The sequence below is a fragment of the Oceanobacillus phoenicis genome, assembly GCF_047238145.1.
Lineage (GTDB): Bacteria > Bacillota > Bacilli > Bacillales > Amphibacillaceae > Oceanobacillus.
Genome location: NZ_JBDFME010000001.1, coordinates 3506002 through 3528210, shown reverse-complemented (window position 1 = coordinate 3528210; position 22209 = coordinate 3506002). Strand labels below are relative to the sequence as shown.

The following is a 22209-nucleotide window of genomic DNA, read 5'->3' as shown; positions in this document are numbered from 1 at the left end:
ACTCTATTTCCTTCCACGTTTTTTTTCCCAAGCAAAGCTACCGCCGGTGACATCCCGCACATCGTGAATGACTACAAATGCTTTTTCGTCTACTGAATAGATAAGTCTTTTTAATTTCATTAATTGATATTTGCTAATAATAATATAAGACATGTCTGCATCTTGTTTCATATAACCACCATATCCTTTAAATACGGTTGCGCTAGTGTCTAAATTCTTTATTACCACATCCGTGATTTCAGTGGAATGAGTGGAGATTACACTAACTGCCTTTCTAGGATCCAGCCCTTCCATAACAAGATCGGTAGCTTTCTTACCGATAAATAATAAGATGATAGTGTACATTGTATTTAATGTTCCGATAAAAAATAAACCAGCTATAACTACAGCTGCATCTAAAACAAAATTTGTTCTTGTTAGATCCCATCCTAAATTATGGTGAAACATTCGTGCGATAACGCTTGTGCCACCCATCGAACTACCAGTACGAAATATCAACCCTGCACCTATCCCACTAAAGAAACCTGCAAATATAGCAGATACAAGAGGATCTGCAAGTGGTTCAATGTTATTTTCTGTTATGAATAGAAAAAAGGAAATCAGTGTTGCAGTAATCGCAGTTAAAATTATATTTCTTTTTGGCAACACAGTGTATCCGATAGTTAGGATAATTGCAGCTAATATAAAGTTAACAATACCAGTCGACCATCCAAATATGTAATGGAGGAGTATAGACATACCTGTAAGTCCACCATCAGCAAAATTATTTGGAATGATTAACATATTAACGGCTAACGCGTAAAAAAGTGCTCCAATTATAATAAAAATAAAGTCTTTCAAAAAATGTTTCATTATGTAAGCTCCTTGCTATTAGAAGTCTAGTTATATTTAAATTTCTAAACTAAATTTTTCCCTAATTATATAAATTCAAACCAAAATTAATGTGATATTATTAATTTTAAAATATGTATTGTCGGGAAGAGGATGTTACCTTGAAACGTATATCAAGAAAAAAGTCTCTCATTATTATCACTTTATTTATACTTATATTAGCTGTTGTTATTGAAATCTATTACGAAACAAATGTGTTTAAGGTTAATAAAGTACATTTCAATTCCAATAAAATACCTAATGGTTCGAGTATTAAATTGATACAGTTTAGCGATCTTCATGCAAAAGTATTTGGTAAAAATAACCAGAAGTTAATACAAACAATAAAAATGAGCAGCCCGACGTTGTTGTAATTACTGGAGATATCATAGATAGAAAGACTAAGAGTTTGCAAGATGTATTTCATTTAATAGAAGAAATAACTTCTTTTCAGAAGCACGTTTATTTTGTATCTGGTAATCATGAATGGGGAAATAACTTAAGAAATGAGTTGTTGACAGGACTCGAGCAACGGGAAGTACAGATTCTAAATAATACTTCAGCAGAAATTATGATAAATGGAATGAAGTTGAATCTTGTTGGTATTGACGATGTATCAACAAATCACGAGGATATGAAAAAGGCATTTACCAATGTTAATAATCAAGAATACACAGTCTTGTTGTCTCATTCTCCAAGTGTAACCGATAAGTATTTTGATATAGATGCTGATTTAATTTTGAGCGGTCATACTCATGGAGGACAAGTAAGGCTTCCATTAATTGGTCCAATAATAGCACCTGACGAAGGATTATTTCCTAAAAAGACAAAAGGTGTTTACCAACTGAAAAGGAATCAACATTTATATATCGATAGTGGATTAGGTACTAGTCTGTTACCAGTCCGATTCCTAAATAAAAGTCAGTTAAGTGTAATAGAAATTACGGATTAACACGTTTTATGTGAGGTGAAATAATTTAATGTAAATTTTTAAATAATTGAAACATCGATTCTAAGGTAATCGTACAATAGCTATAATAGTTTTATAAAAAGGGAGCGTATGAATTGAGAGAATGGTGGAATACAAAGAAAGCTAAAACGAGAAAGCAAAGAAAAAATAAAGAAGATTATACTAAGAAAGATCTTGCTCTAGATATTCTGTTCTGGATTCCTGAAATTATCGTTTTACCTATTAGATTAATTATTTGGATGGTAAGAGGGATTATCAATGTGTGGATGTAATCTAAAAAGGTTTGGATGAGATATGTGTTTGGTTTGTAGCCACAATTATATGTACTGCATTGTAATTTTAAGTATTGCCTATTAATAAGTTTATTGTGAAGAAGTTTAAGATAGACATTCCTGAATCAGAAGAAAAGTATGTTAGTAGGTTGCATAGAACAGTGTGGGAATGTAGGTATGATAATTGCTATATCACTTATATTTACTCAATTCCCTCAATTTCAGCAATGCAGCAGTTATTTCGTTTTATAATGGAGTATTTGTTTAACTATGAAATTAAACGGTTTATTTTAAGTGTGAATACTAGTTGTTTGTTATTGATAGGTGCAATTATCTATGATTTCTATACATAACATAAGCGAGGAATAATATTAAAGACTTCATAAAAGATTCTTTATAGAAAGGTTTGGAAAAGGAACATCCTAGCAATTTGAAATTGATAAATTGGCTATACTAACATTATCGGGAAGAACGAAAACGCTCCTAATACAAAGGTTCACTTTATATGTAGATATTTGCAATAGAAGAAAAATGTTGGTCACAGGGTGACTAATTTTTTTCTTCTGTTTTTATTTTAGCGAGGTGTATCTAGTTTATTTCTATTCTACTTATGTTTTTAAAACTAAAACTACATTAACAATTTTTATACAGGACAATACACGAACTTAATTATATATAGATCGTTATTAATATTATTTTTAGTTAATTTAAAAATTTTAAAAAACTTATTGATTATACGTACAAATTATATTATTATAATTAATAAGATAATATATATACGTATAAGTTAATTTGAAAGCGTTTTACACTGAAGGAGGACAAATAAAATAAGCAAAGGGAGGTTTGGTTGAAGATTTAATGAAAACGCTATCAATTAAAATAAAAATTAGGAGGTTTTTGAATGAAGAAGTATGTTTACATAAGTTTTTTAGTGTTATTTTCGGTAATATTAGTCGGCTGCAATAATGATGAAAATGTAATTGAATTTTGGACACCATTAACTGGGGATGATGGTGTCTACATGAATCAATTAGTTGATGACTATAATGAACAATCTGAACAAGAAATCGAAATTAAGCATGTAATTACCTCTGATATGTATACCAAATTATATACGGTAATTAATTCAGGTAGTGGGATTCCTGATCTTACCTTAATTCATGCTGATCGTGTGCCAAGTTTTGTCAAGCAAGATTTACTTAAGCCAATGACAGGAGTTATGGATGCGCAATCGAACATAAATGAAGAAAATTACTTGGCAGAAGCGTGGACTGCAGGTGTAGTTGATGGTACGCAATATACAATTCCACTTGATATTCATGGAAATGCAATGTATTACAACCAGGATTTATTAGAGAAATATGGTGTCGAACATTGGTTAGATGATGATGTAGTCACCTTTGACGAAATGTTATCTCTTGAGGGGCAATTAGAAGAGGGGGATTATCTCGTTAATGATGCTCTAATCGGTTGGGTGATATTGGCTCAAATCCAAAATTTAGATGGGGATATTCAAGAGAATGGGGAACCTGCTGTAAATACTCCCGTTATGAAAGAAGCAATAGAAAGAGTTAAGGAAATTGCAGATGCTGGATTAATGACACCGTATGGTGAAGATGGATATCTAATGTTTCAATCTGGTAATGTACTATTCTCTACAGATGGTACGTGGAGTTCTACAGGTCATGCGCAAGTAGAAGGGCTTAACTTCGGAGTAACAAATGTTTATGCACCATCACCAGATAATTTTCATAATAGAGCCTCTTCCCATCTTTTTTCTATGTTAAATAAAGAAGAAAGAACGGAAGAGAAAGAGGTAGTAATCGCAGACTTTTTGGAATATATTCGCGGCCATTCCATTGATTGGGCGGAAGCAGGTCAAATTGTTGCTAGTACAGAAGTAGTGGAATCACCTGAGTATGAAGAATATATGCAATCATTCTTTACGAAAAATGAAGCTGAGGAAGAGTCATTGCACATCTATACGTATGAACATTATCCGTATATTGCAGAAGCCATTGATACTCATATCGTTGACCTCATACATGGAGAAATCGAAATAGATCAAGGGTTAGAAGAAATGCAGAAGTTTGTTGATGACAAAGTGAATGAAGGAACGTTAGACGTGGAGAATTATGAAGATACAGGAGAAGAGTCAGAAGAATAGAGGATAGGATGTACTTTGGAAATCATGTGGTTAGGAGGATAAAAAAGATGAAAAAGAAAGTCAGCCTATCCCCCATATTCTTTGTAGGACCTCATATCATTTTATTTATTGTGTTCATTCTTTTGCCGTCCATATATGGTATATATACATCGTTTACGAATTGGAATTTAATTGGAGATCCCGTATGGGTTGGATTTGATAATTATAAGACAATATTATTCGATTCGGATTCAACTTTTCATTCTCAATTTATGAATGGAATGAAGAACACGCTCATCTTTGTAGCAATCAGTGTTCCTTTAATGATTATTATCCCATTAGTAATTGCAGTAGCTATAGAGAACAAAGGTGTACAAATGAAGAATTTCTTTCAAACAATCATTTATGTTCCAGGCCTTATCTCGATTTCTGCTGCAGCATTAATTTGGTCGTTAATATTTAATAAGCAATTGGGTGTGGTGAATAATATATTTGGGTCCGAAAATGTTTGGGCATCTACTCAACCGTACGCATGGATTATTATTTTCATAATTACGGTGTGGGCTGGTGTCGGAGGTAATATGATTATTTATCGAGCATCGATTAATGGGGTATCAAAGGATTTATATGAATCAGCAGATATCGACGGAGCTGGCTCCATTAGGAAGTTTTTTAGCATTACCCTACCATCCATTCGTTTTCCCTTGATTTATACAATGGTTATGACAACTGCAGGTGCGTTTAATGTTTTTGCACAACCATTAATGATGACAAATGGTGGTCCTAGGCAAGGAACAACGGTACTGATGATGTATATACGAGATTTAGCTTTTAGCCACGGGGAGTCCATAGCTGGTATTGCCTCAGCAATGGCTGTTCTGCTTGGTTTAGTCATCCTTGTCATTTCAGCATTCCAATACTACTTGATGAATAGAAATACAGCTTAGTAATAAAAAATGAAGGGAGTAGATGGTATGAAAATCAATATATCAAAGTATTTAGCTTATCTATTTCTGATAGTAGTTAGTGTGATTTGGCTTGTTCCGCTCATATTTGGCTTAACAACTTCTTTTCGTTCGCAGACTGAAGTGGTTACAGCAGGGTTTCGTATGCTACCTGTCAATTGGGTAGTGGAAAATTATGCTTCTATTTTTTCCGATACATCATCCGCACCAATTTTACAATGGATAGGAAATTCTATATTTATCGCAGTTACCCACACTTTATTAGTTGTAATAGTTATTTCAATTACGGGTTATGGATACTCTCGAATGAATTTTAAGGGTAGAGATGTTTTATTTTTTACCTTATTAGCCATATCCTTCTTCCCAAATGTAGTTAACTTAATTCCTTCTTATAAAATTATTGAGACCTTGGGATGGGTGAATACACCTTGGGCGATGATTGTTCCAGGGTTAGCAGGAATGGGGAATATATTTTTAGTTAGACAATTTATGAAAAATGTACCGAAAGAGCTTGATGAATCAGCTAGGGTGGATGGTGCTAGTGATTTTCAAATTTACGCTAGAATTATTTTGCCAGCAATAAAGCCAATTTTAATTGTATGTGGCCTGTTCTCTTTTGTCGGCTCATGGAATGACTTTTTATGGCCGGTAATTGTGTATACCGATGTAGAAAAAATGCCAGTTACAGCTGGATTACTATTACTGCAAGATATTTATGGTAACTATCGAATGATAGGTCAATTGATGGGATCTGCCATATTAGCAATTATACCAACTGTCTTATTATTCTTTTTCGCTCAAAAATACTTTGTTCAATCTCTTGACTTGAACTCAGGTATAAAAGGATAGGTTATAGACTGTTAGGAGTTGGAGTCGCATGTATAGAAAAACCGAAAGAAGATTACTGTTTGTTGGGGCAACATGGAATTTAATTACATCATTATTAACGATATTTAGTTATAATACATGGTTCCAAGCACAAGGGAAAGTGGTTTTAGAAGGTGCTGAAGCAGAGTCTTTAGTCATTGGGGCGAGTATGTTAGATAACATATCTAAAGTAATTTTGACATTTGGACTATTCGTTTTTGTAGGAGCTATTATTAACTTTTTAATAGCAGTAAAGTTAAAAGATAATACAATCCAAAAGTCATTTCTAATCTGGATTGGTGTATGGTCTGTCATTCAATTAGCAAGTATGGATATATTAGGTTTCGTTATATATTTATTAATCTTTATTATATATCTAGCAAAAAATAAAGCTATTAGACTTTCAGCAAAGGCAGCTTAAGCGAAAAAATAATAGCGAATAATATTCATTAAAGAGGTGTATTCATGCGTAATAAATTAATTGTAAATATAGATATTACAGAAGGGAAAATTAATAAAAATATATATGGACATTTTGCTGAGCATTTAGGTAGAGGAATTTATGAAGGATTATGGGTTGGAGAAGAATCTAGTATTCCGAATATAAAAGGTATAAGGAAAGATGTGCTAGACGCCTTAAAAAAATTGAATATTCCGGTTCTTCGCTGGCCTGGTGGATGTTTTGCAGATGAATATCATTGGAAGGATGGAGTCGGTCCACGTGAACAAAGAAAAAGAATGGTTAATACACACTGGGGTGGAGTTGTAGAAAATAATCACTTTGGAACACATGAATTTATGTTGTTATGTGACTTATTAGAAACAGAGCCTTATATTTGTGGAAATGTTGGAAGTGGAACTGTTCAAGAAATGTCCGAGTGGGTTGAATATATGACATTTGACGGTGAATCACCAATGGCGAATTGGAGAAAAGAGAACGGGAAGGAAGATCCATGGAAACTGACATACTTTGGAGTTGGTAATGAAAATTGGGGTTGTGGCGGTAACATGCGTCCAGAATATTATGCTGACTTGTACCGACGATATCAAACTTATGTAAGAAATTATGGAGACAATCAAATCTATCGAATTGCAGGTGGAGCAAACGTAGATGATTTTTATTGGACAGAGGTTTTAATGCGTGAAGCTCATCATCTAATGGATGGATTAAGTCTACATTACTATGTGCATCCAGGTGGCTTTGAGAATAAAGGGCAGGCAGTAGATTTTTCGGGAGAAGAATGGGATATTACCATGCAAAAGACGATGTATATGAAAGATTTAATTAGAAAACATGGAACTATTATGGATAAATACGACCCTGAAAAACGTATTGGAATGATTATTGATGAATGGGGTGCCTGGTATGATGTGGAGCCAGGAACAAATCCGGGATTTCTCTATCAACAAAATACTATTCGAGATGCCGTAGTAGCAGGTGTACATTTTAATATTTTTCATGACCACTGTGATCGTGTACAAATGGCAAATATTGCTCAAATGGTAAATGTTATTCAAGCAATGATTTTAACAGAAGGAGATAAAATGATTTTAACTCCTACCTACCATGTATTTGAAATGTATAAAGTCCATCAGGATGCTGAAAAGCTTTCATTAAATGTGAGAACGGAGACAATTAATGAAAATGATCAAATATATCCTACCGTAAGTGCTACAGCATCGAAAGCACATGATGGATCGATTAATATAAGCTTATGTAATTTAGATAAAGATGCTGGAACTACGGTTGATATAGATTTACGTGGTATAGAAGTAACGGAACTAAAGGGACGCATATTAACCGCAAATGAAATGAATGCGATAAACACATTTGAACAACCAGATAACGTTGTTCCAGAGAATTTCACATCATATCGTCAAGATGGAAATTTGCTAAAAGTCGAGCTTCCATCAAAGTCAGTTACGGTATTAACGATAAAATAATTATTTGGCTGAGTAGATTTATAGAATCTTCTTGGCCTATATGTATTTAACACTGTTAGGGGTGCAAACATTGAAAAAAATTACAATGAAGGATTCTTTTTGGCATAAGTATTTACAGTTAGTGAAGGAAGAAGTTATTCCATATCAGTGGGAAGCTTTAAATGATCGAATAGCTGATACAGAACCTAGTCACGCAATTAAAAATTTCAAAATTGCAGCAGGAGAAGCAGAAGGTAAATTCTATGGGATGGTATTTCAAGATAGTGATGTTGCAAAGTGGTTAGAGGCTGTAGCATACAGTTTAGAACATTTTCCCGATCAAAAATTAGAAAACACTGCTGATGAATTAATTAATCTATTAGAAAAAGCACAACGTGAAGATGGATACTTGAACACCTATTATACCGTAGCAGAACCAGATAATCGTTGGACGAATGTTCGAGATAACCATGAACTTTATTGTGCGGGACATTTAATAGAAGCAGCTGTAGCTTATTATCGGGTGACAGGAAAAGATAAATTTTTAAATGTAATGTGTAAATATGCAGATTATATTGTAGATACGTTTGGAGAAGAAGATAGTAAAATCCATGGTTATCCGGGTCATCAAGAAATAGAACTAGCATTTGTAAAGTTATATGATGTCACAGGAGTGGAGAGATATTTGAATTTGAGCAAGTATTTTATTGACGAACGTGGAAGACAACCTCATTACTTTGATATCGAAAAAGAGACAAGAAAAGACGAGAATGCCTTCTTTTACCCAAAAGAATATGAATACCATCAAGCTCACCTGCCTGTAAGATCTCAGGAAAAGGCAGTTGGACATTCGGTTAGGGCAATTTATATGTATTCTGCCATGGCAGATCTGGCATTGAGAACAAATGATAAATCTTTATTAGAAGCAAGTAAGAGATTATGGGATAATGTTACCAGTCAACAAATGTACATAACAGGTGGAGTTGGTTCAGAGGAATTTGGTGAATCATTTTCATTTGATTATGACTTACCCAATGACATTTCCTATACGGAAACGTGTGCATCGATTGCATTAGTATTTTGGGCAAAACGTATGCTAGAGTTGCAAATTGATAGAAACTATGCAGATATTATGGAGAAAGCATTATATAATGGCACAATTAGTGGTATGTCTTTAGATGGAGAAAGTTTTTTCTATGTCAATCCTTTAGAAGTTTTCCCACAAGCAATGGAACGACATAGTCATCACCATGTTAAGCCAGTTAGACAGAAGTGGTTTAATTGTGCCTGTTGTCCACCGAACCTAGCTAGATTAATTTCTTCTATTCACCATTATATATATTCAAAAAAGAATGATCAGTTATATATACATTTATATTGTGGTAATGAATCTTCTATAGAAGTAAATAACCAAATTGTCGATATAGAACAAAAAACGGAATATCCGTGGGACGGGAAAGTTTCGATTTCCATAAATCCAGCTTATCAGAGTGAGTTTACTATTGCATTACGTATACCGGGATGGTGTGATAATCCATTTTTAAGTGTGAACGGAGAAGAAATGGACATACATTCTATTGAACAGGATGGCTATGTCTATATTAAACGAACATGGAAAAAAGGAGATGGTATTGAATTGCTTTTGCCTATGTCTGTTAAACAAATGAAATCCCATCCTCTAGTTAGACAAAATATTGGAAAGGTTGCTCTACAACGAGGACCAATTATTTATTGTTTAGAAGAGATAGATAATGGAGAAAATCTGCAACACATATATGTAGATACTAACAAAAATAATCTTGATGCAGAATTTGATAAGGATTTGTTAGGTGGGGTAGTAAAATTATTTGGTACGGCATATCGCTTAGATACTTCATTATGGAAAGATGATTGTTTATATGCGGAATCGAAAATGAACCTAACTCCGCTTGAAATAAAAGCTATTCCTTACTATTCATGGTGTAACAGAAAACCAGGAGAAATGTTGGTATGGATAAATGAAAAGTAATCAAATTAGAGGGATAGTTCACTCACTACTGGAAACAGCTTAGTTTATATCGACCTAACTCCGGAGAGTTATATAAAAAAGTAAAATGAACCGGTCTATAATATGGATGATCTATTTATCTTCCGATTATCGATCGGTCATTTTTTATTACTGTATTGTAGTTAATATAATTATTTGTAAATTCCTATTAGAGCAGGACATCTATAAATAATCTAGAAGTATTTAAATTATGAGTACTTTTTATAGGAGGAAGTGGAGTAAATGGTAAATTCAGCCCCAAAACATTTTATATCAGCAGCAACGATTGTCATTAATGAGCATGATGAAATTTTATTAATCAAAGGCCCCAGTAGAGGATGGGAAATGCCTGGTGGTCAAGTTGAGGAAGGAGAATCATTAAAAGAAGCCGCTATTCGAGAAACGAAAGAAGAATCTGGAGTAGATATTGAAATAATAAAGTTTTGTGGAGTATTTCAAAATGTTCAACAGTCAATTACCAATACTTTATTTTTAGCCAAACCAATTGGAGGGAAACCTTCTTCATCATCAGAGAGTTTAGAGACAGGTTATTTCCCTATTAAATTAGCATTAGACATGATAACTATTCAAAACTTTAAACAAAGAATCAAATATTGTTTAGATGAGAGTACGCATCCATTTTGCATAGAGTTTTAATAGTTATTATTGATCTGTATTTAAATTGGTTTCTTCTGTAGAGTATACGGTTGTTTCACCGGTCTCTTTGATTTTTACAATAAAATGTACAGTACTTTCTCTAGTGGAGTATACGTCAGATCCTTTTGCTTCAGCATTCGATCTTAAATGTCTAACCGGATTGACACCAGGTGGAGTTTGTTCCTTAATCTCGCCAATTTTAGCAGAGGGAGTATATTCACTATTGTCATCAACATAATAATAATTTGTTCCGTTAATATTGACTATGGCTTGATACGAATCATTTCCATTAGCAGTGCTACATCCAGCAACGATAATGATTAAACTAAGATACAATGCGCTCCATCTCATTTTCATACCTCCAATTTAGTCCAAGATAATTAATTATAAAAAGAGAATACAGAGGTGAACAAATACATCAGCCACCTTACCAAAAGAAACATGGAATAATTAGTTATATGTCACTTGTTACAGGTATCATCTGTTTTGTGCACCCGACTAGAATAGTAAACATAGGTAGTTTAACAGGAGATTATATTACGTTTGCATTAACTGCTGCAGGTATTATTCTTTCTGTGTTTGGTAGATTGAAAAAGTCGGAGAAGAATGTAATTCCAACTATTTCGCTGATACTTTCTGGATTATGATTTTTATTCTATTCATTACAGGAATCATTGATTTTGCACCATAAAATGAAAGGTATGAGAATATTTGAAAATAGCATTGATCATTATTAATTTAATTGTTTGTGGTTTTCTTGCTTTTGCTATAACGTTATTTTTTGCTAGCGGAACAATTGCTGAGAATTATACAGATCAAACATTTGTGGCACCTGAATATTTCTTCATTTTACTTATTTGGTTCCTTGGTGTTGTATTGTTATGGTCGTATGTTTACAAGCGAAAAATAGAATATATCTCTTATCCAGAAATTATATTCATTCATATTATTCCATGGATATCTTTGTTTGTTGGTATTTTTATTATACATATTATTTTATAGCTAAGGAATATTATTTTGTTTGGTCTTTTGGTTTTGTTTTTTATCTCGCTGATAGTTAGCTTCGTCCTTTAAAGCTACTGTTAAGGCAAGGAATACAATTATGATAAATATAATAGTAAGGATGATTACTGGCAACATGTAAATCACCTCCTTATGTGATTATGTTTCTATTATTAATAATTCTTAAACTTGTTGAGAGGAGTTAGTCCATAATGAATAAGTTTGTATCTAATCGAACGATAATACTTTTGGCATTATTCATCGGGATAATCTCATATTTATTAATGATGAATCTCTATACAAATCACCAAGTTGTACAGAGAGCTGATGCGTATAGTTTTACAACGGATGGTTATGTAGTCTCGAAAAGATTAACAAACAAAATATGGATTGCAGATGAACCTACTTCCTATATCAATAGAGTTACAGGGCACCTTTTTTCCGAACATAATGGGCTTATAATTGTTTCGGAGCATCAAGATGTTAAAGGTAGCAGCTTGTTTCACGATTTAAAAGTAAATCAAAGAGTGCGTGTCTATAGCGATAAATTAGTGGAATCTTCACCAGCAAGAACGAATGCTTATTTTGTTGAAGTAATAGAAGAGTAAGATTTTGACAAACGTTTAAGAAAGGCAGTGAATCCTATGTAAACCATTCAAACTCTTGTACACGGAAAACGTCTGCCTTAAATGAACTGATTGGCTTACAACATTCTAAAGAAATTAATTCCTCAAAAAATCTTTTAGCAGCGCATTAAATTTCTCGGGATATTCCCAAAACATCATATGTCCACCAAGCACTTCTATTTCTGCTTTTGGAACTAATTGATTCAAATAAGGTTTCGCAACATCGGACCAATGTTCGGCAATAACAAATAAAGTAGGTATTTCTGAATCAAGCTGTTTTGCTTCTATACGATAATCAGAAAATAAACCAGAAGCAAATAAACTTGCTGCAATATGAGAAGGGGTTATTAATGATTGATCAATAATCCAATTTAATTCACTACCGGATAGTTCACGTTGAATCATTACATTTTGAGTGTAACTAGTAATGAAATCTTTTTGTCCATTTATATCTCGTAAACTAGTATGATAGACATTAGCCATATCATCCAGTTTACCTTCAACCCAATCATTTTCATTTACGGATAAAGATTTAGGTGGCATATCTATCAGTATGGAAGATTTAATATTATCACTTCCAAATTGTTTGACGTATTCCCATATAGTTAAACATCCAAAAGACCAACCGACTAAATGAACATTCGTTAAACTCAATTTTTTTAGAACCTTGTGAAGATCCGTTCCATGTGTAACGTAATCATTGCCATGTGCAGTCTTAGTTGATTTTCCATGACTTCTTGGATCTATAACAATCACACGATAATTAGTCGAAAAATAATTGACTTGGTGATGAAACACTTCGGATGTAAAAGTGAACCCAGGGATAAACACAAGAACATCCCCTTTACCACCAGTATCGCTGACATATAGTTTTACATTTTCTTCTACCTCTACAAAAAATTCTTCCATCTTTATCTAACCCCCAGCATTTTTTATTTTCTATTAGTATACTTCAATAAAAATTGAAAAAGACCTGCCGGAAATTAGTTGAATTAGAAATGCTGAACAATTTTTTTAAAATGAACTTTTCAAATAGAATTAGTATTGTAAACTTGTATATATAATTCGTTACAGTGAGAAAAGAGGCATAATTATGTTTGATTTTTCATTATTAGATTGGTTTATCGTTCTTATCTGTGCATTATTTGTTGGATTTTCAAAATCTGGATTACCAAATTTAGTCATTTTAGTTGTAACTGTAATTATGTTTGTATTTCCTGCACGAGAATCAGTAGGTATACTACTACCGATGTTGTTAATTGGAGATCTATTTGCGGTTACATATTATCGTAGAAATGTAGTTTGGAAGTATCTTACGAATTTGATACCTTGGGTGGTAATTGGTATCTTAGCAGGCTTTTTTGTACTACAATATGTCAATGATGAACAATTAAAACCAATGATCGGTATTATTGTTTTATTGATGATAGCATTGAATGTAATTAGAGAAAGACTTGGTAGTAAGTTTAATGAGATGTTACCGACTTCATTGACATTTACAATTTTAATGGGGGTACTCGGTGGCTTTACTACAATGGTTGGTAATGCTGCTGGTGCTATAATGACCATCTACTTACTTGTAAAAGGACTTCCGAAGAAAGAGTTTGTGGGGACAGGTGCTTGGTTTTTCCTTTCAGTTAATGTAATTAAATTTCCTTTTTACATGTACTTAGGATTAATTACAACGGAATCATTAACATTTAATTTAACGATGGCTCCGATTATCATACTTGGAGCTATAATCGGAGTAAAAGTGTTACCATTGATCCCACAAAAAGTATTTACTATACTTATATTAGTTTTAGCAACGATAGGTGGAATTAACTTATTGATTAATTAGAGCAGATAAAAACAACCGAACTTTCATCCAGTATATATTGGAAAAAGTTCGGTTATTGTATTTAGTTGCCTTTATATTAAAATGCAGCTGTCCAACCGCCATCTGCTGTTACCACAGTTCCGTTAACGAAGCTTGCATCATCAGATGCTAAGAAAAGTGCTACTTTTGCAATCTCTTCTGGTTGTCCAACGCGTGGCATAACACCTTGAACTGCTTTGGTACGTCCCATACCAAATTCGTTGAATCCTTTCAAAGATGAAGTAATATTAGTTGCTACACCACCTGGTGCGATTGCATTACAACGAATTCCGCTTTTAGCATACATATAACCTGTATTTTTAGTTAATCCAATTACAGCATGCTTAGAAGCGCCATATGCAGCACCAGCATGTGCGCCGTTTAAACCACCTGTAGAAGCCGTATTAACAATAACACCGCTTTCTTTTTCAAGGAAAATCGGAATAGCTTTACGCATTGCGCGCATAACACCTTTTGTGTTTATATCAAAAATAAGGTCCCAACGGTCATCCTCAATATCACCAACTGCTTCAAAACCATCCATGATTCCAGCATTATTTACTAAAATGTCTAATGTGCCGTAAGTTTCAACAGCAGTATCAATCATCTTATCAATATCTTCTTTTTGAGCAATATTTACTTTGATTGCAGTTGCAACTCCATTATTGTTTGTAATTTCTTCAACAACACTTTGAGCGCCTTCTTCATTTAAATCAGCGACAATTACTTTTGCACCTTCACTAGCATATAGAGTAGCAATGGCTTTCCCCATACCAGATGCAGCTCCTGTAACGATAGCTACTTTGTTTTGTAGTTTCATTTCAATCTCCCCCTAAAATTTATTGTACATCTGTTCAATAAAAATTATACTGTAAAAGAGAGATGCTTTCTATTATCATAGAGCATCGTTTTTGAATAATCGACAGTTCGCCATAAACATGTTTAATAAAAAGGTTGTGAAGAAGTTGAAAAAAGATCTTCGTATCATAAAAACAGAAAAAAACATCCGAACAGCATTGTTTTCTTTATTAAAAACAAAGTCATTAGAAGAGATTACTGTATCTGAACTCTGTCGAACAGCTAACGTAAATAGAGGAACATTTTATTTGCATTACGGAAATATTCAAGATGTATTTAAACAAACTTTTGAAGAAATAGTAGAAGATTTAAAAATATCCTATGATGAACCGTATAAACAGACGAACGATAATATTAATCAACTAGATGCAGATATGATAAGAATATTTGATCATGTGAAAAGACATCAAAGCTTTTATGAAATAGTATTCAATGAACGTATTCCAATGACATATTATTATTCCGTTTTTGACCGGATTCGATTGTTGATGTCTTATTCCATCGAAAAAGAGTTTACAAAAGTTACTAATATAGATAAGGGATATTTATTAAGCTATCAAACCAATGCAATTCTTGGTTTACTAATTCATTGGCATCGAAAAAATTATGAGACACCTGTTAATGAATTGAATCAACAGCTATTAAAAATTATAAATTTTCCAAGCTGATTGCCTCTGGAGACAAGTCTAGTTTTGAAGGAGAAAGAAGAATGTTAAAATGACACCATCAATTATTTAACTCTCTGCCTCATTAAATTATTAAAATAGTGTAGACTTTATTATCAGATTATTGTTATTATAATGAGAATACAAACAGATTGGGGGATGTTGTTTTGAAATCTTTTGAGAAAGTGAGTTCTTTCGCAGGTAATACTTTTGCAATATGGGTTCTACTATTTGGGGTGATTAGTTTTATCTTTCCAAGTGGCTTTTCTTGGATTGCTCCACATATTTCGCTCCTCCTTGGAATTATTATGTTTGGGATGGGCTTAACGCTTACTCCAAATGATTTCAAGGGGGTAATAAAGGCTCCGAAGAGTGTATTGATTGCTGTAATTCTACAATATACGATCATGCCCTTAACAGCTTATTGTCTCGCTGTACTATTTCAACTTCCTCCGGCAATTGCTGTGGGAGTGATTTTAGTAGGATGCTGTCCTGGTGGTACTGCATCTAATGTTATGACGTATTTAGCGAAAGGGAACACTGCATTATCGGTATCTGTGACAACAATATCTACGTTAATTGCACCGATTATGACACCGACATTGACGTTGTTATTAGCAAGTGAATGGATGGCAGTCTCGTTTATGAGTATGTTTATTTCTATTATACAAGTAGTATTGCTGCCAATTGTATTGGGTGTAGGGGTACGAATGCTATTCCGTAGTCAAGTGGAAAAAAGCGTATCCGCTCTGCCGCTTATATCTGTAATCGGTATTGTTGCAGTAGCAAGTGCCGTAGTTGCAGTAAATACTCAAGCAATTGCAACATCTGGTCTATTCATTTTTGGGGTTGTCGTATTACATAATTTAATTGGTTTATGTCTAGGTTTTCTTATCGCTAAACTATTTAAACTTGATTTTACAGATCAGAAAGCAATATCGATTGAAGTAGGTATGCAAAATTCTGGACTCGCTTCAACCCTAGCATTAAGTGCTTTTGCAGCAACACCAGTGGCTGCTGTGCCAAGCGCGATTTTCAGTGTGTGGCATAATATATCTGGGCCATTATTAGCAACGTATTGGTCAAAAAGAAACAATAATGATATTTCCATTGCCAATGAAAAAGTTCAAAATCTGGGATAATTAAGTTGAAGAAACAAAAAAATATAGTAACAAGGTAATGATGGAATTAATTATTTTTGATTATTGTATATTCACCTCAGCACAGTTTATATTAATAAAAGATTTGATAATTATATGGACGGTATTAGTAAATCATAGATAATATATTGAAAATAAACCGTCTGAGTAGTATAGTGAAATTAAATATAAAATATTAACTGTGCTGAGGATGATGAAATTGTCAAAACAATCACGTAAAATTGCAATCCTGAATGCAGCATCAGGAATCGTGAGTGATAAAGGGATTTTTAATTTAACATTAGAGGCTGTAGCGAAAGAAGCAGGAATTAGTAAAGGCGGGTTGTTATACCATTTTCCTTCTAAAGAGGCTCTTGTAAAAGGGATGGTTGAACACTTAGCACAAAATTATCAAAATAAAATAAGTGATAATGTTGAAAGAGATCCTTTGGAAAGAGGGAAGTGGACGAGATCCTTCTTGAATGTAACTTTTAACCAAGGGTATCCAAATAAAGATATGCATGCTGGGCTATTAGCGGCAAAAGCGGTAAACCCTAAATTAATGGCTCCACTTCATGATGCTTATGAAAAATGGCAAAATAATATTGAAAATGATGGATTAGACCCAATCGATGCAACCATCATACGTCTAGCAGCAGACGGTATTTGGTTAGCTGAACTATTGGAACATTATAATATAGATGATGAAAAGAAAAAAGAAGTATACAAAAGGCTTCATGAGCGGATTCAGGATTTATATATGAAAGCAGAAAAGGAAGAAAAAGATAGTCATTAAAACTACCTAAAGTATTAGGTAGTTTTTTTAATACATAATTTTAAATATACGGCAAATTCTATTAAAAAGTAAAAAGGGTGTTGATATAAAACCGTCCAGATGGTATAGTGTCACTTGTGAATAATTAACCGTCTGTACGGTACAGTATTAATAAATATATAAATAATTACTTGTAGGAGGGATAAGAATGAGTAAAAAAGTTTTGTTAACAGCTGCTGTAACAGGAGCAGGTGATACAATTCAAAAAAATCCTAATGTCCCAGTAACACCAAAAGAAATTGCAGAGTCTGCGATTGTTTCTGCAAAAGCAGGTGCTACAGTTGCACATGTTCATGCAAGGGATCCAAAAACAGGTGGAATCAGTCATGATATTGAACATTATCGTGAAATTGTAGATCGAATTCGTGATTCTGAAACTGATGTAATAATAAATATCACTTCTGGCGGTGGTGGAGATTTCATTCCAAGTCTAGATACACCAGCAGCAGGAGGAAATGGTACGGATATTCAGATTCCATCAGAACGACATGAACCTATTGGAGAATTGCTTCCTGAAATGTGTACGTTAGATTGTGGATCAACAAACTTTGGTGACATGATTTATATGAGCCCAACTGAATGGCTACGTGAACAGGCTGCACTTGTGCAGAAGAGTGGAGTAAAGCCAGAATTAGAATGTTTTGATACTGGTAATGTTCATTTTGCAAATCAGTTAATTAAGGAAGGATTAATTGATAATGATCCGATGTTCCAATTTTGTCTTGGGATTCCATGGGGAGCAGACGCTGAGTTAGATACATTGTTGTATATGAAGGGTCGAATTCCAGAAAATGCTCATTGGTCTGCATTTAGTATTGGAAGAAATCAATTACCAATGGTAACTCAAGCTGCACAGCTTGGGGGAAATGTAAGAGTTGGTCTAGAAGACAACATTTATCTGAAAAAAGGTGTATTAGCAACGAACGAAGCTCTAGTAGATCAAGCAGTAAATCAATTACATGCAAATAATATAGAAATTATGACTCCTCAAGAAGCAAGAGAGGCTTATAACTTGAGAGGTAAATAAAGGGGAAATCCAAAATGAAAAAAGTAGCAGTTATTGGTACAGGAGTGATTGGGAATGGATGGATTACTCGTTTTCTTGCAAACGGGTGTGAAGTTGTAGCTTATGATCCTGCACCTGGGGCACAGGAAAGAACAAGACAAGCAATCGACAATGCTTGGGAATCAGTAGAACAACTAGGATTAAAAGAAGGTGCTTCTAAAGATAGTCTTACTTTTGTAGATAGTATAGAAGAAGCAGTCAAAGATGCAGACTTAATTCAAGAAAGTGTACCAGAGCGTTATGAATTAAAACATGGTGTACTCATAGAAATTGATCGCTTTGCACAATCGGAAGTAATTATTGGATCCAGTACTTCCGGAATTAAGCCTACTGATTTACAAGTGGATTTAAAACATCCAGAACGTCTCGTAGTAGCCCATCCTTTTAATCCAGTATATTTACTACCACTCGTAGAAATTGTTGGCGGAGAAGCAACTACAAAAGAAATTACGGATAGAGCATCGGCTCAATATGAATCTTTAAGAATGAAACCAATGGTAATTGAAAAAGAAATTGAAGGATTTGTAGCAGATCGTTTAATGGAGGCACTTTGGCGTGAGGCACTACATCTGGTGAACGATGGTATCGCGACAACAGAAGAAGTAGATAAAGCAATTACTTATGGTGCAGGTTTACGCTGGGCGCAAATGGGACCATTTATGACATTCCATTTAGCTGGTGGGAATGAAGGCATGAGACACATGTTAGAACAATTCGGACCAGCATTGAAATTACCTTGGACTAAGCTAGAAGCACCAGAATTAACAGATGAATTAAAAGAACGAGTTATCCAAGGCTGTGAAACACATGCTAATGATCGCTCTGTGAAAGAGTTAGAGAAAAAACGAAATGAATTTTTAGTGAAACTTATTGATCTTGTCGAAGATTACTGGCCATAAGAGGTGAAATGAAAAGATGGATACAACATTTAGTTTTAAATCAGAAGTAGCACAAGAGTGGGTAGATTATAACGGTCATATGAATGATGCCGCATATGCTTCTGTTTTCAGTCATGCTGTTGATTCATTGATGGAGTTTCTAGGTTTGACAAAGGAAGTCATTGAGGATGAACACTATACTCTTTTTACTTTGGAAACGCATCTTTGTTATTTAGATGAAGCTCATTTAGGTGAAAAACTTCACGTGGATATGCAGTTATTAGATATAGATTCTAAACGTTTACACGTATTCTTTACGATGAAAAATGCAGAAGAAGCTGTTGTAGCAACGAGTGAGCAAATGTTGATGGGAATGGATCAAGAAGTAGGAAAACCTGCACCATTTATATCTCATGTAAAAGAGAATATTGATCATGTTTGGAAGAATCATCAATTCCTAGAGAAACCTAAACAAGCTGGTAGAGTAATAGGAATAAAGAAAAAATAAATTATTGTAAAAATTTGAAGGAGAGTATACATGAATAAGATTGAAGTAAATCAATTAACGAAGATTTTTGGCTCTCATTCAAAAAAAGGATTACAGTTACTTGAAGAGGGCTATACAAAAGGTGAAATTTTAAAGAAATCCGGAAATACAGTCGGTGTAAATAATGTTTCTTTTGATGTAAAAAGTGGTGAATTCTTCGTGATTATGGGCCTTTCTGGAAGTGGGAAGTCTACTTTAATCAGATTGATTAATCGATTAATTGAACCAACTAACGGCTCCGTTAAAATTGATGGAGATGACATCACGAATATGAATAAAGAACAGCTTATCGAAACAAGAAGAAATAAACTTGGCATGGTATTTCAAAACTTTGGATTATTTCCTCATCGTACAGTCATTAATAATGTATCTTATGGACTTGAAATTCAAGGGGTTTCTAAAGAAGAACGAAAAAAGAAAGCATATAAATCAATTGAAGATGTCGGTCTAAAAGGCTATGAAAATAGTTATCCGAACGAACTTAGTGGCGGTATGCAGCAACGAGTTGGATTAGCAAGAGCATTAGCTAATGATACAGATATTTTACTAATGGATGAGGCTTTTAGCGCACTAGATCCGCTTATTAGAAAAGAAATGCAGGATGAGCTATTAAAACTTCAAAATACATTGAATAAAACTATTATTTTTATTACGCATGATTTAGACGAAGCATTAAAATTAGGTGACCGAATTGCAATTATGAAAGATGGCGAAATTGTTCAAGTCGGAACTTCTGAAGAGATTCTTGAGAATCCTGCGAATGAATACGTGAGTAATTTTGTGAAAGATGTAGATCGTTCAAAAGTATTGGATGCAGGAAGCGTAATGCGGAAACCCGAAGTTCTGACAACATATAAAGATGGCCCTCGTATGGCGGTCAGAAAGATGGAAGACGTAGGTGCATCTAGCATATTTGTAGTTGATCGAGAAGATCGATATAAAGGTTTATTAACTATTGATGATGCTATTCGATCTTATAAAGAGGATATTCCTATGGAAAATGTCCTTCAAACAGAAATTCATCATACAACTCCTAGCACTCCTTTAAGTGATTTGATTGGAATTGCAGCAGACACAAAATATCCAATTGCAGTCATAGAAGAAGAGAAACTTGTAGGAATTGTATCACGAGTATCTATTCTATCTGGACTCGTTCTAGGTAAGGAAAACTCGGAGGTGAATGTATAATGGATTATTTCTATTTACCATTAGAAAAATGGATGAATCAATTTGTTAATGGATGGTTTCTACCAACATTCAGTGGTATATTCAACGTTATTAGTGATGTATTTAACATATTTATTAATGGAGTTACCGATCTATTATTAATGATACCAGCAGAGCTATTTACTATTATTCTAGCATTAATAGCTTGGAAGGTTTCTGGTATTGGTTTAGCGGTATTTGCTATTATTGGGTTCCTATTTATTGGATCAGTGGATATGTGGGATGGAGCCATGCAAACACTTGCAATAATTATTGTGGCTACATTTGTTTCACTAGTTATAGGTATACCAGTAGGAATTCTAAGCGCAATGAGTGATGGCGTCGAGCGAATTGTTCGACCAATTCTAGATTTCATGCAAACATTACCTAGTTTTGTATACTTAATTCCAGCTGTTCTATTATTCGGTTTAGGTGGAGTGCCTGCAGTAATGGCGACATTTATTTTTGCTGCTCCACCAGCAGTCCGTATGACGAATTTAGGTATTCGAAGTGTACCAAAAGAGATAATCGAAGCTTCTCGAGCATTCGGTTCAACTAATAAACAGCTATTATATAAAGTTCAGTTTCCATTAGCCATACCAAGTATTATGGCAGGAGTAAACCAGACTATTATGCTTTCATTGTCGATGGCTGTAGTAGCATCTATGATTGGGGCACCAGGTTTAGGAGCTTCTGTATTAACAGCTATTTCTCAAGTGAATATTGGTTTAGGACTTGTGGCAGGTTTAGGAATCGTTGTGTTAGCAATTGTTCTCGATCGAATTACACAAGGAATTGGAAAAGGAAAATAATTAAGGAAAGGATTGCTTTAA

General features: G+C 33.9%; 27 protein-coding genes. 22 read left to right on the top strand and 5 right to left on the bottom strand.

Translation table 11 applies throughout. The features are described from left to right. Positions 1–3 precede the first annotated feature (3 nt). Positions 4–852: a YitT family protein gene (locus ABC346_RS17735; protein ID WP_413236117.1), complete on the bottom strand. Its 849-nt coding sequence runs from the start codon at positions 850–852 to the stop codon at positions 4–6. 140 nt (positions 853–992) lie between these two features. On the opposite strand from ABC346_RS17735, the gene ABC346_RS17730 reads away from it, so the two are divergent. The 10 genes from ABC346_RS17730 (at position 993) to ABC346_RS17685 (ending at position 10696) form a co-directional block, all read left to right on the top strand. Beyond that, a complete protein-coding gene (locus ABC346_RS17730; protein WP_413236116.1) occupies positions 993–1244 on the top strand; it encodes a hypothetical protein in 252 nt (83 codons plus the stop codon). Further along, positions 1244–1822: a metallophosphoesterase gene (locus tag ABC346_RS17725; RefSeq protein WP_413236575.1), complete on the top strand. Its 579-nt coding sequence runs from the start codon at positions 1244–1246 to the stop codon at positions 1820–1822. Before ABC346_RS17730 ends, ABC346_RS17725 begins: the two co-directional genes overlap by 1 nt. 113 nt (positions 1823–1935) lie before the next feature. After that, on the top strand, positions 1936–2112 hold the full coding sequence (locus ABC346_RS17720; RefSeq protein WP_413236115.1) for a hypothetical protein: 177 nt from the start codon (positions 1936–1938) through the stop codon (positions 2110–2112). Between the two features lie 901 nt (positions 2113–3013). After that, entirely contained in the window at positions 3014–4279 is a 1266-nt protein-coding gene (locus tag ABC346_RS17715) for an extracellular solute-binding protein (protein ID WP_413236114.1), read from the top strand. A 47-nt stretch (positions 4280–4326) separates the two neighbouring features. After that, positions 4327–5205: a carbohydrate ABC transporter permease gene (locus tag ABC346_RS17710; RefSeq protein WP_413236113.1), complete on the top strand. Its 879-nt coding sequence runs from the start codon at positions 4327–4329 to the stop codon at positions 5203–5205. Between the two features lie 27 nt (positions 5206–5232). Beyond that, positions 5233–6072 (top strand): carbohydrate ABC transporter permease, encoded by an 840-nt coding sequence (locus ABC346_RS17705; protein ID WP_413236112.1) that lies wholly within the window; start codon positions 5233–5235, stop codon positions 6070–6072. A gap of 28 nt (positions 6073–6100) precedes the next feature. Then, positions 6101–6511 carry a hypothetical protein gene (locus ABC346_RS17700; RefSeq protein WP_413236111.1) on the top strand — a complete coding sequence of 137 codons (411 nt, stop codon included), beginning with the start codon at positions 6101–6103 and terminating at the stop codon, positions 6509–6511. A gap of 44 nt (positions 6512–6555) precedes the next feature. Beyond that, the gene (locus ABC346_RS17695) at positions 6556–8034 is read left to right on the top strand and encodes an alpha-N-arabinofuranosidase (RefSeq protein ID WP_413236110.1); all 1479 of its coding nucleotides are present in this window, start codon (positions 6556–6558) and stop codon (positions 8032–8034) included. A gap of 40 nt (positions 8035–8074) precedes the next feature. After that, positions 8075–10021, top strand: a complete 1947-nt coding sequence (locus tag ABC346_RS17690) for a glycoside hydrolase family 127 protein (protein WP_413236109.1) — start codon at positions 8075–8077, stop codon at positions 10019–10021. 261 nt (positions 10022–10282) lie between these two features. Further along, the gene (locus tag ABC346_RS17685) at positions 10283–10696 is read left to right on the top strand and encodes an NUDIX hydrolase (protein ID WP_413236108.1); all 414 of its coding nucleotides are present in this window, start codon (positions 10283–10285) and stop codon (positions 10694–10696) included. A gap of 6 nt (positions 10697–10702) precedes the next feature. On the opposite strand, the gene ABC346_RS17680 is transcribed toward ABC346_RS17685, so the two are convergent. Further along, positions 10703–11047, bottom strand: a complete 345-nt coding sequence (locus ABC346_RS17680) for a hypothetical protein (protein WP_413236107.1) — start codon at positions 11045–11047, stop codon at positions 10703–10705. A gap of 107 nt (positions 11048–11154) precedes the next feature. Here ABC346_RS17680 and ABC346_RS17675 point away from each other — a divergent pair, with 107 nt between their 5' ends. Then, on the top strand, positions 11155–11343 hold the full coding sequence (locus tag ABC346_RS17675; protein WP_413236106.1) for a hypothetical protein: 189 nt from the start codon (positions 11155–11157) through the stop codon (positions 11341–11343). A 64-nt stretch (positions 11344–11407) separates the two neighbouring features. After that, positions 11408–11698 carry a hypothetical protein gene (locus tag ABC346_RS17670; RefSeq protein WP_413236105.1) on the top strand — a complete coding sequence of 97 codons (291 nt, stop codon included), beginning with the start codon at positions 11408–11410 and terminating at the stop codon, positions 11696–11698. Here the strand turns inward: ABC346_RS17670 and ABC346_RS17665 are convergent, their stop codons facing one another. Then, positions 11699–11836: a hypothetical protein gene (locus ABC346_RS17665; protein WP_413236104.1), complete on the bottom strand. Its 138-nt coding sequence runs from the start codon at positions 11834–11836 to the stop codon at positions 11699–11701. 74 nt (positions 11837–11910) lie between these two features. Between ABC346_RS17665 and ABC346_RS17660 the strand changes: the two genes are divergently transcribed. Continuing rightward, a complete protein-coding gene (locus tag ABC346_RS17660) occupies positions 11911–12306 on the top strand; it encodes a DUF3221 domain-containing protein (protein ID WP_413236103.1) in 396 nt (131 codons plus the stop codon). Between the two features lie 114 nt (positions 12307–12420). Here the strand turns inward: ABC346_RS17660 and ABC346_RS17655 are convergent, their stop codons facing one another. Further along, positions 12421–13233, bottom strand: a complete 813-nt coding sequence (locus ABC346_RS17655) for an alpha/beta fold hydrolase (RefSeq protein WP_413236102.1) — start codon at positions 13231–13233, stop codon at positions 12421–12423. Between the two features lie 184 nt (positions 13234–13417). Between ABC346_RS17655 and ABC346_RS17650 the strand changes: the two genes are divergently transcribed. Then, positions 13418–14164, top strand: coding sequence for a sulfite exporter TauE/SafE family protein (locus ABC346_RS17650; protein WP_413236101.1), 747 nt, complete (start codon positions 13418–13420; stop codon positions 14162–14164). A 76-nt stretch (positions 14165–14240) separates the two neighbouring features. Here the strand turns inward: ABC346_RS17650 and ABC346_RS17645 are convergent, their stop codons facing one another. After that, on the bottom strand, positions 14241–15002 hold the full coding sequence (locus ABC346_RS17645; protein ID WP_413236100.1) for an SDR family oxidoreductase: 762 nt from the start codon (positions 15000–15002) through the stop codon (positions 14241–14243). Positions 15003–15138: 136 nt separating this feature from the next. On the opposite strand from ABC346_RS17645, the gene ABC346_RS17640 reads away from it, so the two are divergent. The 8 genes from ABC346_RS17640 (at position 15139) to ABC346_RS17605 (ending at position 22188) form a co-directional block, all read left to right on the top strand. Continuing rightward, positions 15139–15708 (top strand): TetR/AcrR family transcriptional regulator, encoded by a 570-nt coding sequence (locus ABC346_RS17640; RefSeq protein ID WP_413236574.1) that lies wholly within the window; start codon positions 15139–15141, stop codon positions 15706–15708. 164 nt (positions 15709–15872) lie between these two features. After that, positions 15873–16847 carry a bile acid:sodium symporter family protein gene (locus ABC346_RS17635; protein WP_413236099.1) on the top strand — a complete coding sequence of 325 codons (975 nt, stop codon included), beginning with the start codon at positions 15873–15875 and terminating at the stop codon, positions 16845–16847. Positions 16848–17064: 217 nt separating this feature from the next. Then, complete coding sequence (locus ABC346_RS17630; RefSeq protein ID WP_413236098.1) at positions 17065–17640, top strand: TetR/AcrR family transcriptional regulator; 576 nt, start codon at positions 17065–17067, stop codon at positions 17638–17640. A 187-nt stretch (positions 17641–17827) separates the two neighbouring features. Beyond that, positions 17828–18706: a beta-keto acid cleavage family enzyme gene (locus tag ABC346_RS17625; RefSeq protein ID WP_413236097.1), complete on the top strand. Its 879-nt coding sequence runs from the start codon at positions 17828–17830 to the stop codon at positions 18704–18706. A gap of 14 nt (positions 18707–18720) precedes the next feature. Continuing rightward, positions 18721–19644 (top strand): L-carnitine dehydrogenase, encoded by a 924-nt coding sequence (locus ABC346_RS17620; protein WP_413236096.1) that lies wholly within the window; start codon positions 18721–18723, stop codon positions 19642–19644. Positions 19645–19660: 16 nt separating this feature from the next. Further along, positions 19661–20131 carry a thioesterase family protein gene (locus ABC346_RS17615; protein WP_413236095.1) on the top strand — a complete coding sequence of 157 codons (471 nt, stop codon included), beginning with the start codon at positions 19661–19663 and terminating at the stop codon, positions 20129–20131. A 30-nt stretch (positions 20132–20161) separates the two neighbouring features. Further along, positions 20162–21358 carry a quaternary amine ABC transporter ATP-binding protein gene (locus ABC346_RS17610; protein ID WP_413236094.1) on the top strand — a complete coding sequence of 399 codons (1197 nt, stop codon included), beginning with the start codon at positions 20162–20164 and terminating at the stop codon, positions 21356–21358. Continuing rightward, positions 21358–22188 (top strand): ABC transporter permease, encoded by an 831-nt coding sequence (locus tag ABC346_RS17605; protein ID WP_413236093.1) that lies wholly within the window; start codon positions 21358–21360, stop codon positions 22186–22188. The genes ABC346_RS17610 and ABC346_RS17605 overlap by 1 nt, the downstream gene beginning before the upstream one ends. The last annotated feature ends 21 nt before the right edge of the window (positions 22189–22209 follow it).